This is a genomic window from Runella limosa DSM 17973 (assembly GCF_000482465.1).
In the GTDB taxonomy this organism is placed as follows: domain Bacteria; phylum Bacteroidota; class Bacteroidia; order Cytophagales; family Spirosomataceae; genus Runella; species Runella limosa.
The window spans coordinates 154,713-168,230 of sequence record NZ_KI519429.1 but is presented as its reverse complement, the minus strand read 5'-3'; the positions used below and the strand labels follow the sequence as shown (position 1 = coordinate 168,230).

The 13,518-nt window shown below is 48.2% G+C and carries 11 protein-coding genes; 4 read left to right on the top strand and 7 right to left on the bottom strand.

From position 1 onward, the window contains the following. The 6 genes from K339_RS0129485 to K339_RS0129460 all read right to left on the bottom strand — a co-directional run bounded on the left by K339_RS0129485 (position 1) and on the right by K339_RS0129460 (position 5,805). The gene (locus tag K339_RS0129485) at positions 1-1,593 is read right to left on the bottom strand and encodes a nickel-dependent hydrogenase large subunit (protein WP_028526813.1); all 1,593 of its coding nucleotides are present in this window, start codon (positions 1,591-1,593) and stop codon (positions 1-3) included. A 50-nt stretch (positions 1,594-1,643) separates the two neighbouring features. Then, positions 1,644-2,627 (bottom strand): NADH-quinone oxidoreductase subunit B family protein, encoded by a 984-nt coding sequence (locus K339_RS0129480; RefSeq protein WP_028526812.1) that lies wholly within the window; start codon positions 2,625-2,627, stop codon positions 1,644-1,646. A 211-nt stretch (positions 2,628-2,838) separates the two neighbouring features. Then, positions 2,839-3,459 carry a TetR/AcrR family transcriptional regulator gene (locus tag K339_RS0129475; protein ID WP_028526811.1) on the bottom strand — a complete coding sequence of 207 codons (621 nt, stop codon included), beginning with the start codon at positions 3,457-3,459 and terminating at the stop codon, positions 2,839-2,841. Positions 3,460-3,479: 20 nt separating this feature from the next. Next, on the bottom strand, positions 3,480-3,839 hold the full coding sequence (locus K339_RS0129470; RefSeq protein ID WP_028526810.1) for a hypothetical protein: 360 nt from the start codon (positions 3,837-3,839) through the stop codon (positions 3,480-3,482). 35 nt (positions 3,840-3,874) lie between these two features. Further along, the gene (locus K339_RS0129465; RefSeq protein ID WP_028526809.1) at positions 3,875-5,131 is read right to left on the bottom strand and encodes a sensor histidine kinase; all 1,257 of its coding nucleotides are present in this window, start codon (positions 5,129-5,131) and stop codon (positions 3,875-3,877) included. Next, positions 5,128-5,805 (bottom strand): response regulator transcription factor, encoded by a 678-nt coding sequence (locus K339_RS0129460; protein WP_028526808.1) that lies wholly within the window; start codon positions 5,803-5,805, stop codon positions 5,128-5,130. Before K339_RS0129460 ends, K339_RS0129465 begins: the two co-directional genes overlap by 4 nt. A 237-nt stretch (positions 5,806-6,042) precedes the next feature. Between K339_RS0129460 and K339_RS0129455 the strand changes: the two genes are divergently transcribed. Genes K339_RS0129455 through K339_RS0129440 form a run of 4 tightly spaced genes read left to right on the top strand, consistent with a single transcriptional unit; the run spans position 6,043 to position 12,387 of the window. Next, complete coding sequence (locus tag K339_RS0129455; RefSeq protein WP_084332354.1) at positions 6,043-7,455, top strand: TolC family protein; 1,413 nt, start codon at positions 6,043-6,045, stop codon at positions 7,453-7,455. 20 nt (positions 7,456-7,475) lie between these two features. Next, on the top strand, positions 7,476-10,703 hold the full coding sequence (locus K339_RS0129450) for an efflux RND transporter permease subunit (RefSeq protein WP_028526806.1): 3,228 nt from the start codon (positions 7,476-7,478) through the stop codon (positions 10,701-10,703). After that, the gene (locus K339_RS0129445; protein ID WP_037302211.1) at positions 10,700-11,842 is read left to right on the top strand and encodes an efflux RND transporter periplasmic adaptor subunit; all 1,143 of its coding nucleotides are present in this window, start codon (positions 10,700-10,702) and stop codon (positions 11,840-11,842) included. The genes K339_RS0129450 and K339_RS0129445 overlap by 4 nt, the downstream gene beginning before the upstream one ends. Next, positions 11,842-12,387 carry a hypothetical protein gene (locus K339_RS0129440; protein WP_028526804.1) on the top strand — a complete coding sequence of 182 codons (546 nt, stop codon included), beginning with the start codon at positions 11,842-11,844 and terminating at the stop codon, positions 12,385-12,387. Before K339_RS0129445 ends, K339_RS0129440 begins: the two co-directional genes overlap by 1 nt. On the opposite strand, the gene dprA is transcribed toward K339_RS0129440, so the two are convergent. Beyond that, the gene (gene dprA / locus K339_RS0129435) at positions 12,384-13,481 is read right to left on the bottom strand and encodes a DNA-processing protein DprA (protein ID WP_028526803.1); all 1,098 of its coding nucleotides are present in this window, start codon (positions 13,479-13,481) and stop codon (positions 12,384-12,386) included. The genes K339_RS0129440 and dprA overlap by 4 nt on opposite strands. Positions 13,482-13,518: the final 37 nt, after the last annotated feature.

The following is a 13,518-nucleotide window of genomic DNA, read 5'->3' as shown; positions in this document are numbered from 1 at the left end:
TTACAACTTAAACTTCGCTAATTCTTGACCGCTCTTACCGTCGTGGGCGTGAACCGTACAGACCAAGCAAGAGTCAAACGAACGAGCCACTAAACCTACTTCCACGGGGTCGTGTGGGTCTTCGATTTCGGTACCTTCCAAGGCGGCCTCAATGGGGCCAGGGTTGCCAGTTTCGTCGTTAGGGCCTACGTTCCAGGTCGTTGGAGCCATCACTTGATAATTTTTGATAACGCCGTTTTCAATTTCAATCCAGTGTGCCAATGCCCCACGCGCTGCTTCCGTGGCTCCCCAGCCTTTGCCGTCGCGTTCGGTAGGTTTGATGTAAAAGTCACCGTTGAGATCCACTTGACGGAGCCATTCGTCGATCATCAAATACAAGCGTGGCGCTTCGTGCAAACGTGCCAAGGTACGCGTAAAGACACTTGGACCCATTTTTTCCATAATGTCCATAAAAAGGGGATCTTGGAATTGGTGTGCTTTATTGGCAGGATTGGCATTCATAATCACCCGCGACAGTGGTCCAGCTTCTGCCGCAAAGTTCATGTAACGCGGTGCTTTCGACCAGCTGTATTTATCGTTAAAATTGGTTTCGGCCAAGTTTTGCGACGGCAGCGGCGTTGGCAGTGGTTCGTCCCAAGGGTGGGCGGCGGGTACATCGGCGTACCATGCGTGCTTGACGTGCTCTTGTACCTGCAAATGGTCTAATTCATAGTACTTTTTGCCGTCCCAAAAACCACCAGGACTAATCACGGCGTTGTTACGGGTTTCAATTTTGGGCTGGTTCCACAAATCTTTGTGAATATAGGTGCCAAACGCCACAAATTTGCCTACTCCTTGTCCAAATTTATGAAGTCCAAACTCAATCCCTGCCCGAATGTACAAGCCCAAGTCGGAGTTGCGTTGCGATTCGTTTTCTTCGACCCATTCCATCAAATCGTCCCACGTTTTGATTTGCATGTAACGCTCAATCGAACAGCCCAAAAAGATACTTTCGAGCCAATCTTTGCGGAATTGATTCATGATAGCGTGAGCCCGCGTGATGTCTTTGAGGGTAGGTGCGCTCATCACCCCACCTGGTACCATGTAGCTAGAGTGCGGCCATTGACCGCCAAAAAGCGCATACACTTGCACAGGTAGCGCGCTCGTGGTGACCCCCTTTTGGAAAGAAGTACCCACATACGCCGCCCAGCGTTTTACAACTTCGGCGTAAAGGGGTTTATTGGCAAATTTTTTATTGGCTAAATCGGTAGCAAAAATGGCGTAAAACCAACGCGGAATACTTTGAATGGTTTCGGTGGCTTGCCCCAAGGCGCGAAGCAAGAGGGCATTCGGCGGCAAGGTTGTTCCCCAAGCAGTATCTAAGGCCGATGACGCGCAATACAAGTGCGAGCCACCGCAAATACCGCAAATACGCGGCGTTACGATAAGCCCTGATTGGGGGTCTTTACCCGCCATAATTTGCTCAAAACCACGGAACATAGCCGCTTGCGTATGGGCGCGGGTCACTACGCCATCTTCCATATATACTTTTACATCGAGGTCGCCTTCTACCCGACCTACGGGGGATATATTTAGTTCTTTGGTGATTGCCATTGGAGTGTGTTCAAATTGAGTGAATGGAAATGTTAAATGGTTCTTTGAAACTATTTAGAACCTTGGCTGTGGGCTTTTTCGATACCAAGTCCGACTTCCACGGCGTGCATTGTTTTTTCAAAACCAGCGCGCATGTAGTAGCCAAGTTTGGAGTTGCCCGCAGGTACGTCTTGGGGCAAAAAGCCCAAATACTTGAGGGTTTTGAAGACACTTCCTTTGGCCAAATCGTGGTGCGGGAAGCCTGGTTCTGTACAACCTAGGCAGGGGTGGTTGGCGCGGGTTTTACTCGACTGGCGGTTCCACAAAATTTTGTTACAACTCGCCCGGGTCATTGGCCCACGGCAGCCCACTTCGTAAAACAAGCAGCCATTGCCTCGTTTTCCAAAACCTCCATCCACTTTATTGGCAAAATTGACAACGTTGGTACAACCCGTTTGTACAAAATCGGTAAAGAAAGTTTTGGGACGGTGGTAGTCATCCAATAAAACATCCCCGATACGGCCCGTAGCGATGGCCACCAAAATTTGCGTAATCCAGTCGGGGTGAGCAGGACAGCCTGGAATGTTGATGACGGGCAAACCACCTTTTGATTTGTAATTAGCCCCCAAAAAACCACCTTTTTCTTTGCGCAAAAACTGTACGCCCGTCGATTCGCTGGGGTTGGGTTCCACGGCGGGAATGCCGCCCCAAGTGGCGCAGTCGCCAATGGCTACTACAAAACCCGCTACTTCCGATAACTCCCGTACCCAGTCCTTCATGGGGCGGTCGCAGAAGTAGTTCATCGTGCCTGTATTTTTAGGGCCTTTGATGATACTTCCTTCATATACCAAAATGTCGCATTGCACTTTCCCCTTGATGATGTCATCGAGTAGCTCGGTCACTTGATGACCAATTTCAAGCCCAATGGAAGGGTGCCAGAGAATATTGACGCCGAAATCGGTGACGAGGTCAACCACCGTAGGCTCTTCGGCGTTTAAGAATGACATGGTATTGCCACTGCACGCGCCTCCTTGCAGCCATAGTACATTTGCCATAAGAAAAAATAGCTTAAGGGTTTTGGTTTGCTAAAATTGTACTAAAAAGTGAACAAATATAACCACTTCTGACTTTTTAGAAAATATTTTCTAATTAATTTTAGAAATTTTTTTCTAATTTAGAATAAACCTAAATATCGGTAGATACATGTGTTTCACAAAGTAGCGGATGTACTACTGCAAAGACATGACATTGGTCAGGATTTGAAGATTAATTTTGAGAAAGGACGGGGGAGATGAGTTCGAAGGTATCTAAGCCTTTTTGAGTAAAGTAGGGTTTTAAATGGTTCCACACGGCCGTCCGATAGCGTCCTTCCGTGACGGGTTTGCGGCGCATGGTTTGCTGAGGAATCCAAAAAACCAGTGTCATCCAAATCGACTCCGAAATGAGGTAGTACGTTCCTTGCGACGATTCGGGAAGGAGCTCGCCTCGACTGACGTGGAAGTCGATACGGTTTTTGATTTGCAAAATCATTTTGTTCATAAACATCTCCCATTCGGCTTGAATGTCGGGTAGGGGATGCTCGGCAGAAAACAAATCGGTAATGTAAAAACGGTAGGTTTTGAAAAATTCAAAATAGCCAGCCATCTGCCCGTCGAAATCGGCAAAAGAAGGCGTCAAAAGGTACGTACTGAGAAGTTGCCGAAATTCATCAAATAGTTTTTCGTAAACAGAAGAAACAATGGCCTCTTTGTTGCGAAAATGGTAGGCCAAATTACCGACGCTAATACCCGTTTCATCGGCTATTTGTTGAAGCCTGACACTTGCCACCCCGTGCTCATTGAAGAGCTTTATGGAAGCTAGTACGATTTTTTCTTTGGTATTGTGCATGATAACCCTTGCGATGATGCTCAGTTCTGTGCTACAAATATATCATTTATACTGATTGCCTGCGTACCGCGCTGGTCTTTTGCCGCCAATCGGCGCATCAAAGACGCAAACAACGATGCCTTACGCGGACAAGAATACGAAGTGATTTGTCGGCGAATAAACCGCATCGGGTTGTTGGTATGGGCAAAGACCAAATTAACCTGCCACTCGCCTTTGTGTCGCGTGAGTTCCTCGATAACGGCCGTGTCGGCGAGCCATTCGTCTTTATGAAAAAAAGTAAAATCAGGGAGCGTACCGCGCTTATCGGTCACGTGCAGGTCGTTGAGCCTGCCCAATAAATGGGAGTACGTAACTTCGTCGATGCGAAAATGGGATTTCATCTTTGGCGCGTTGATGCGTCAAAGATAGAAAAATCTTAGGAAGAGATACAAAACTGATGCCATCCGTCGCCGACGGTGTAGTTGACTTGTAAGCCGTAATTGGTACAAATTTCCTTGATAATGGCCAAGCCAAGCCCCACCGAGTCGGGGCCTGTGCCTTCTTTTTTAAAGCGTTCAAACAAGCGCTCGGGAGGGCTTACAAGGGCGTGTCCCGTATTACTGAGGCAGATTTGCTGGGGCGTCGAATGTAACCGAATTTGTCCTTGGGCGTGGTTGTGTTTGATGGCATTATTGACCAAATTATTAACCAAAGTTTCGGCCAAAGCGGGCGGTAACTCCACCACAAAAGGGGCGTCGTTTTCGAGATGGACTTCCAATTGTTTGTAGTGTATCATCTCTTCCATGTCGCCCAACTTGTTGACCAACAATTCGGTCAAATTGATGGTGTGGTTCGTCGTAAACTGGTGATTTTCAATTTTTGCCAAAAGCAACAGCCCTTGATTGAGACGAGCCATCCGCCGCGAGGCTTGGTAAATATCTTCAATCAAGTGGGTTTGGGTTTCGGAAAGCTTGGCGTGTTGAATCAACTGCTCGACTTTGGCATTGATGAGCGCCAACGGCGTTTGGATTTCGTGCGAGGCATTTTCGGTAAACTCCTTGAGGCTGCGGTAGTCGTGTTGCATTTTTTCACCCATTTTTCGGAATACCTCGTTCAATTCCTCAAATTCGTCAATTTCGGGCTTGTCCAACTGCAAAGGTTTTTCGTGGGTGAGGTCAAAGTTTTTCATCCGCGAAAGGGTTTCGTAAAACGGATGCCAGATTCGCCCCGAAGATTTTCCCTGAAACCAAAAAGTCCCTATCAGCAACAGCACAAGGCAAACCACCATGGTGGCGGTGATGATTTCAATCAGTCGGAAGGTTTGAATGAGGGATTTACGAATGGTAACTTCACGCACCACACCGCCGATGGTGGCATAAAACGTAAGTTGCCGAAAAGGCGTAAGTTCGTCTTCGTAACGGCTACGCATCAGGGTATCCGTAAAAAATTCTGCAGCTTGGATGGGGCCAGTGACGGGCGAGACTTCGATTTTGTTTTCGACAAAATAGCCACTCGACCAGTTGTCGTGGATTTTGAGGTATTGCTCAAAGTCGCGTTTTTCGACCTTCAAGCGATTTTCTACTTCATCATAAATAAGGATTTTAATGACTTGGTAGAAGGCCAGTCCCGCAAACAAATAAATGGCCGTTGAGAATGTCAGATAAATGCGGTTGGTTTTGGTTAATAGTTTCACGAAAGCCCAAATTTATAGCCAATTCCATAGACCGAACGCACGTAGTCGGTACAGCCTTTTTCAAGCAATTTTCGCCGAAGGTTTTTAATGTGTGAGTAAACGATGTCCAATGAGTCAACGGAGTCGATGTTGTCCCCCCACAAATGTTCGGCAATGGATGCTTTGGTAAGTACCACGTCCACGTTCGACAAGAAATATAGCAATAAATCGTATTCTTTGCGCGAAAGTACGGTCAATTGTCCTTTTACATAGACTTTTCGGGAAGCAGGTTGAACCAAAATTTCGTGAAACTCAATTTCGGTATGTCCACTAAAGTTGCGTCGTCGAATCAGCGATTTGACGCGGGCGTTGAGTTCAGACAAATGAAAAGGCTTGGTCAGGTAGTCGTCCGACCCAATTTCTAGCCCCTTGATTTTATCTTCTAGGGCATTGCGGGCCGAAATAATAATAACGCCCGTGGTTGTAAGCATTTTTTTGAGCGATTGAATCAGTTGAAACCCATTGCCGTCGGGCAAGTTTAAGTCCACGATGACACAATCGTAGTCGTATAAATAAATCCGCTGGTCGGCCTCCAAAAAAGTGCCTGCGGTTTCGCACACAAATCCTTCTTTGATCATGTATTCGCTGATGCTTTCAGCCAATCCTTTTTCGTCTTCAACAACCAGTACTTTCATAGACGTATTTGATTCAACAAAACAAAGGTAGAAGGCAATTCTGGAAACATTTAGACAAAGTACTTTTTTGCCGAGGCTGAACGCATTAAAAAAAAGTAACCTCGCTGAGGCTACTTTTTTTTGATGCGTTCAACCTGTTTTTTGGCCTAGATTCCCATTTTTCCTAAATGTTTCCAGAATTGGGCTATTGTTTTGTGAGCTATTACTGATAACCGCACTTCCACTACGTTGGTTTCTATGAAAAAAGGTATTAGCTACATTCGGCCGTTGAGCCAGTTTTTTGGGTTGGTATTGATGGTAAGCCAAGGGTTTTCTGGGCAAGCACAAACACTTTCGCTGTCGCAAGCCATTGAGCAAGGTGTTCAAAATTACCCTTTTTTGAAAGCAAAGCAGGCCGAAGCCAAAAGCATCGAACGACGAGTGCAATTGGCAAAAACTGAGTACTTGCCCTCCATCGTAGTGCAAGATCAATATACCTTTTCGACCAACAACAGTATTCACGGTTCGTTTTTTCCAAACGAGGGTACGACCATTTCTACTTCTGGGGGGATTCGTCCTGAGCCTGTCTATCAACCTACCACGGGGAGTTTTGTGAGTGCCGTCATTGACTGGCGCATTGTCAATTTTGGCAGGGTCAAAGCCAACGTGGAAGCCGCTCAGGCAGATTGGAAGCGGGCGCAAGCGGACTACGAAAATGAGCTTTTTCAACATCAAATTCGGGTGATTGATGCGTATTTGTTACTTCTCATTCAGCAAAAACTGGTTGAAGTACAGCGCACTAACCTCGACCGCGCCTTGACCTTCAAACGGGTGATAGACGCAGGTGTACAGTCGGGGATGCGTGCGGCGGTCGATAGTTCCTTGGCCACGGCTGAGACAGTTCGGGCGCGGTTATCGTTGCTTGAAAGCCAACAACGCGCACAAGTTCAGCGATTGCGCCTTTCGGAACTGGTGGGTGAAGTTCAAAAAAATCTTCAGGTGGATAGCCTTGGTTTTTACCGTACACTTCCTCAAACTACCTTTCTTTCGGATTCACTTTCGCCCAAAAATCCTGTTTTAAAACTTTTCCAAACCCAACTTAGCCTTTCGGTGGCGCGCAGCAATGCCATCAAGCATTCGGGATTACCGTTCATATCGCTGGTAGGAGCGGGTTGGGCGCGGGGGTCGGGGGTGTCAAACGCCGCCGATGTGAGCGATGTCGCCGATTTTAGTTTTAGCCGTGGGTTGGGCTATCAAGTCTCCAACTATTTGGTGGGCGTTGCCGCACGGTGGAGCATAACAAACATGCTGAGGGTGAGGCAAGAATATAAAAGTGAACAGTTGCAGATAGACCGTTTTAGGTATTTGTACAACGAGCAATCGCTGCGCATCAATCGACAAAACCAGGAGGCCGATACGCAACTGACGATGGGCTTGGAATTGGCCAAACAAGCACCCATTCAACTCAAAGCTGCCCAGCAAGCCTACAACCAAGCCAAGGCCCGTTACCAAAGTGGACTAACGGATTTGCCGACGTTGTTCCAAAGCTTTGTCACGCTCAACCGCGCCGAAATCGACGGCTACGTGGCCACAAGCAATGCGTGGCGCTTTTTGCTGTTGAAAGCCGCCGCCGAAGGCGATTTGTCCCTGTTTATGAACCAAGTTAAGTAATTCAAACGCACCATAGAAGTATGTATCAACTCATTCGTTCTGCCTTGCGGAAACCCATTTCAGTGGTAGTGGGCGTGTTTGGCATCCTGTTTTTTTCGGTGATGTCATTGTTCACTATTCCTGTTGATATTTTTCCCAATTTGGATTTGCCGACCATTTATGTGGTGCAACAATACGGCGGTATGGCTCCCGACCAAATGGATGGTTTTATGGCTACGCGGTACCAAGACCACTTTTTGTACGTATCGGGGATTCGGGATGTGGAAGTAAAAACCATTCAAGGGCTATCGTTGATTCGGCTTCAATTTTACCCAGGAACCGACATGGCCCAAGCCGCCGCCGAGGTGGCCAACAACGTGTCGCGGGCCAAAGCGTATATGCCAGAGGGAACAGTGCCGCCGCAAGTAGTTCGTTTTGATGCTAGTTCGGTGCCCGTTGGTCAGTTGGTTTTTGAAAGTAAAAATCGTTCACTCAACGAAATACAAGATTTTGCCTCGTCGCGGGTGCGACCCATGTTTTCGCGGATTCCTGGGGTGTCGAGCCCGCCGCCTTTGGGAGGAAACCAGCGTACAATTATCATCAAAGTAAACCCACAATTGGTGCGAAGTTATCAATTGACGCCCGACGAAATCATCAAAGCGATTGTGACCAATAACCAGATTTCGCCAGCGGGGAATATCCGAATGGGAGAGAAAACGCTGATGACGCCCGTAAATTCGTTGGTAAAAAAGCCCGAAGACTTTTTGGACATCCCGATTCGCGTAGGAGCGGGGCCAACGGTTTTTGTGCGTGACGTTGGCACGGTGGAAGACGGCGCGGACGTGACCGTTAGTTACGCCCTTGTCAATGGCCGCCGCGCGGTGTATATTCCTGTCGTAAAAAAATCGGATGCTTCAACGCTTGACGTGGTGAACAACATCAAAAAAGCGCTTCCTGAACTTCAAAATTCTATCCCCGAAGATGTAAAGATTTCGTACGAGTTTGACCAGTCGGTGTATGTAACAAACGCCCTAAAAAGCCTCGTAACGGAAGGAATTTTGGGCGCAGTGCTGACGGGATTGATGGTGCTGCTGTTTTTGCGAGATTGGCGGAGTGTAATTATCGTCGTAGTGACCATTCCGATTTCGGTGTTGTCGGCCGTGATTTTATTGAATTTGGCAGGACAAACCATCAACATCATGACGTTGTCGGGCTTGGCGTTGGCCGTTGGGATTCTGGTGGACCAAGCCACGGTGTCAATTGAAAATATTCACCAGCATCTCGAAATGGGCAAACCCAAAGCAGTGGCTATTTGGGAAGCCTGTAAAGAAATTATTTTTCCCGAATTTCTCATTTTGATGGCGATATTAGCCGTGTTTGCACCCGCTTTTGTCATGAGCGGCGTACCTCGGTCGATGTTTCTGCCGTTGTCGTTGTCGGTAGGGTTTGCCATGATAGCGTCCTTTATTTTGTCGCAGACGTTTGTGCCCGTATTGGCCAATTGGCTGCTCAAAAGCCATCCGCCGCACGAGCCTGCTACTTTGGCCTTGGATGCGCAAGAAACCCAAACGGTGATTTATGAAGGAACGCACCCCGACCCGAAAGCAACGGGTTTTGAGAAGTTTAAACAGCGTTATTCTGCCTTGCTCAGTCGTGCCTTAGGAAAGCGTAAATGGGTCGTAGGGGGCTATTTGGTGGGAAGTGTGGGCGTAATTGTGTTGTGCTTTTTGGGGATTGGAACCGATATTTTACCCCATGCCAACAGCCATCAGTTTCAGTTGCGCCTGAGCGTGCAAGATGGAACGCGGGTCGAGCGCACGGAGTTGGCTACGCTCAAAGTGTTGGACATTATAAAATCAACGGTTGGGGAAGAAAACGTCGCTATTTCGTCGGCCTACGTCGGAACAGTTCCTTCAAGTTACGGGACCTCCAACATCTTTGTATTCAACAGCGGGCCGCACGAAGCTGTCATGCAAGTATCGCTCAATGAGGCACACCACGTCAATATGGACGAACTGAAAGAAGAATTGCGCGAGAAAATTCGTCAAGAATTACCTGCGGCCAAGGTGTCGTTTGAGCCCATTGAGTTGGTTGATAAAATCATGAGCCAAGGTTCGGCAACACCGATTGAAGTGACCGTTGCCGCCAAAGACTTAAAAGAAGCGGGGCGTTTTGCGGGAAAAATTCAGGACGAGATGAAGCGGATTACTTTTTTGCGCGATGTGAAAATTGCGCAACCGCTGGCCTATCCTATTTTGAAAGTTACCCTCGATCGCGAGCGTGCGGGGCAGCTGGGCGTGACTTCTACCCAAATTGCCCGTTCGATGGTGGCAGCTACTTCGTCCAGCCGTTTTACCGATAAAAACCTCTGGCTCGATGACTCGAAAGGGTTGGCGTATCAGGTGCAGGTACAAATTCCCGAATACAAAATGACCACCCCCGAAGACATCGGTAACATACCGTTGCGTAGCGGAGCCATGCACCCTTTATTGTCGGACGTAGCTTCTTTTTCGGAGGAGACGGCACCAGGTCAATACGACCGAGCAGGCCCTAACCGCTTGGTGACAATTACGGCTAATTTGCACAACAAAGACCTCGGCTCGGCTCAAAAAGCCGTTCTAAAAGCCATCAAAGATGCGGGCGACCCGCCGCGCGGCGTGCAGGTGGACATGCGTGGCCAAACCAAATTGCTGGGAGATACCCTCACGAGCCTTCAAACGGGCTTATTGGTGGCGATTATTATTATTTTCTTGCTCTTGGCGGCCAATTATCAGTCGTTCAAATTATCTCTCGTGATTTTGTCGGCTATCCCTGCCGTAATAGCAGGTTCGCTGCTGATGTTGTTGGCTTGCGGAGCAACGCTCAATCTCCAGTCGTACATGGGCTTAATTATGTCGGTAGGGGTATCGGTGGCCAATGCGATCTTGATGGTGACCAATGCCGAAAACCTTCGCTTAACCCTTGGCGATAGCCGTAAAGCGGTGATGTTGGCCGCCAACAGTCGTATTCGTCCCATTTTGATGACGAGTATTGCGATGATTGCGGGGATGCTTCCGATGGCGTCGGGCTTTGGAGAAGGGGGCGACCAAATTGCTCCTTTGGGACAAGCCGTTATTGGCGGATTGATTGCCTCCACGCTCGCGGCTTTGCTCATTTTGCCTTGCGTATTTACGCAATTCCAGCACACCGCCACTACCCAGTCGGTATCGCTTGACCCAGAAGATCCTGAAAGCAATTATTACAAATCCTCGTTGACCCCAACTATATGAAATCTTATCGGACCCTCTTAGCGTCATTGGTGGCGGGGGCAGCTATTACTGCCTGTTCTACCGAAGCCAGTGAAGAAAAAAAGAAAAGTACCGCGCCTGAAACCCAGCAAGTAGAAGTGGTGGAGGTACAGGAAATGCGCCCTGAGAAAAACATTGTGCTACCAGGTGAACTGAAACCTTGGAACCGAGTGAGCTTGTATGCCAAAGTGAAAGGCTTTGTGCGGGCGGTACAAGTAGATCGCGGGTCGTGGGTACGCAAAGGACAAGTTTTGGCGCAGTTGGATGCGCCCGAAGTTCTGTCGGAAGTGAGCCAAGCGCAAGCACACGTACAGGCCCAAGAGGCAGTTTTGATTGAACAAGCGGCACGTTTTCGGGCGAGCAAACAAACCTACCAGCGGCTTTTGCAAACCAACAAAGTAGAAGGCGCCGTCTCGCCGCATGAACTCGAACAAGCCCAGGCGAAAATGCTGGCCGACAGCGCGATGGTGAGCGTGGCCAAGGGAAATGTCCAAGCGAGTCGTTCGATGTACCAAACCAAGACCGAATTGCGTCACTACCTGACCATTACGGCACCATTTGACGGGGTCATTACGGAGCGGAACATTAGCGCGGGGGCGTTGGTAGGCGCAGGCGAAAGCAACGGAAAACCGTTGTTTGTGCTGGAAGATAGCCGAACGTTGCGTCTGACGGTAGCCATTCCCGAAAGCTACGCCAATCAGCTTCCTGACAAAAGTTCGGTTTCGTTTACGGTCAATGCCATTCCTGAACAAACGTTCAACGCAAAATTGGCCCGAAGTGCGCAGAGTTTGGTGGAAGCCAATCGCTCAATGATGGCCGAGTTTGATTTTAACAACCAACGCAATTTGTTGAAATCTGGCATGTATGCTGAAGTGAAATTGCCCGTAGAGCGAACGATGTCCACACTATTTGTTCCTAAAACATCGGTGGTAAGTTCGACCGAAAAAACCTTTGTGATTCGGGTAAATGATAACAAAGCCGAGTGGGTGCCCGTGGAAAAAGGCAATGTGCTCGATAGTTTGGTTGAAGTGTTTGGAGGAATTCATTCCAAAGAAACCATTGTGCGCAAAGCGTCCGAAGAAATCCGTGATGGACAATCTATTAAAATAAGCAAAAAATAATGCGTTATCCCGCCCTTCTGTTCACACTTTTGTTAGTAGTTTTCCAAAGTTGCGCGCCAACGCACTACCGCCTGATTTATCGCGAAGAGAACGATACCCAAGTTCATCCCGAGCTTCGGGCGGTGCAGCTGCGTTGGCAGTCGCAACGCGTGATTGTAACCTCATTAAAAGGTAACAAAGAAGAAATAAATGCGAATAAAGTGTGGGGTTATGAAGAAATAAAGGGACACAAATACCGACTGTACTTAGATCAGTTTTATGAAGTAGTTCAATCACAAGGGATGACGATTTATTGTCGGCATAATTTTGGCGAAGGAAGTATGGATGAGTATTTCTTCAGCATTACCCCCAACGAAGAACTCCTGTATCTGAGCGTACGTAATTTAAAAAAGGTGTTTGCGACCGACGAATGTATGCTGGATTTACTCCAACAACTGCCCGCCAAAAGTTGGTTGAAAACCAATAGCAAAGGGTCGTTGCAGCTTTTAGATGCCTATAATTATTGCCAAACTCCCCATTCGACCGTCACTTACAAGGTACGTTAGGCCAAGGTAAACTTCTTGCCTGGTAGGCTTCGGAGGTATCCTTGCAGTTCTAAATTAAGTAAAAGTGGGGATAACTTACCCAGATGAATTTGGCTTTCCCACGCGAGTTCGTCAATCTGCATTTCCCCCTTTTGGCGCAGAAGCGATACAATAGCGCTTTCGGCTTGGGTAAAATGCTCAGGAAGAGGGGGAGGGGTGGTAGATGCCGCACCATCGGGAAGCCAACTGAGTGCATCCATTAAATCGTCCACGCCCGTAAATATCTGAGCCTTGTGCGTGCGAATGAGCTGATTGCAACCTGTCGAATACGAATTGGTAAGGTTTCCTGGAACGGCAAACACGTCGCGGTTATAATTGTTGGCGTATTCGGCGGTGATGAGCGCGCCTCCTTTTTCGGCTGCTTCTACAACGATGATGGCGTCAGAAAGCCCCGCAATGATGCGATTGCGAGCGGGAAAACGCATAAAATCAGGCTTGGTTCCCAACGGATATTCCGTCAAAATTCCTCCATTGGCCTGCATTTCTTGGGCGGTTTTGGCGTGAGTCGAAGGGTAAATAAGGTCAATTCCCGTGGCCATGGCTCCGAGGGTGGGCACGCGGAGTTTGACACAAGCGCGGTGCGTCGCGATGTCGATGCCGTAGGCCAATCCACTCACAATCGTCACTCCTTTGTTGGCCAATCCTTCCACAATTTGTTCACACGTATTTTTGCCATAATCCGTTGCTTTGCGGGTTCCGACCACCCCCACAAACCGACCTTCGTTGAGATTGAAATTGCCCTTGCCGTACAGTAGCACAGGGGCGTCGTAGAGCGATTTGAAACGGGTTGGAAATTCGGGGTCAGTATAAAAAAGTAATTTCCCATCGACGGAGGCTAGTTTTTTGAGCTCATTTTCTGCGTCTCGAATGCCTTCTTTTTGGAGTATTATTCGCGCCGTCGCTTCCCCAATTCCATTGACCCTCGTTAGGCTTTTTAGGTTGGCTTGGAATATTTTTTGTGCACTTCCAAAGTGGGCAATCAACTGCCGAATGAGGACACTGCCAAGGCCGTTGGTCAAATGAAGCGCAAGTTGGTAGATTTTTTCGTCTGACATGAAAGAAGGGAGTTTTACCTGTTTTTCATTGGACGAG

Bases quoted from the DNA above. Each gene is read 5' to 3' on its own strand.
- K339_RS0129485 (WP_028526813.1), bottom strand. From the start codon at position 1,593: ATGGCAATCACCAAAGAACTAAATATATCCCCCGTAGGTCGGGTAGAA.
- K339_RS0129480 (WP_028526812.1), bottom strand. From the start codon at position 2,627: ATGGCAAATGTACTATGGCTGCAAGGAGGCGCGTGCAGTGGCAATACC.
- K339_RS0129475 (WP_028526811.1), bottom strand. From the start codon at position 3,459: ATGCACAATACCAAAGAAAAAATCGTACTAGCTTCCATAAAGCTCTTC.
- K339_RS0129470 (WP_028526810.1), bottom strand. From the start codon at position 3,839: ATGAAATCCCATTTTCGCATCGACGAAGTTACGTACTCCCATTTATTG.
- K339_RS0129460 (WP_028526808.1), bottom strand. From the start codon at position 5,805: ATGAAAGTACTGGTTGTTGAAGACGAAAAAGGATTGGCTGAAAGCATC.
- K339_RS0129455 (WP_084332354.1), top strand. From the start codon at position 6,043: ATGAAAAAAGGTATTAGCTACATTCGGCCGTTGAGCCAGTTTTTTGGG.
- K339_RS0129450 (WP_028526806.1), top strand. From the start codon at position 7,476: ATGTATCAACTCATTCGTTCTGCCTTGCGGAAACCCATTTCAGTGGTA.
- K339_RS0129445 (WP_037302211.1), top strand. From the start codon at position 10,700: ATGAAATCTTATCGGACCCTCTTAGCGTCATTGGTGGCGGGGGCAGCT.
- K339_RS0129440 (WP_028526804.1), top strand. From the start codon at position 11,842: ATGCGTTATCCCGCCCTTCTGTTCACACTTTTGTTAGTAGTTTTCCAA.
- dprA (WP_028526803.1), bottom strand. From the start codon at position 13,481: ATGTCAGACGAAAAAATCTACCAACTTGCGCTTCATTTGACCAACGGC.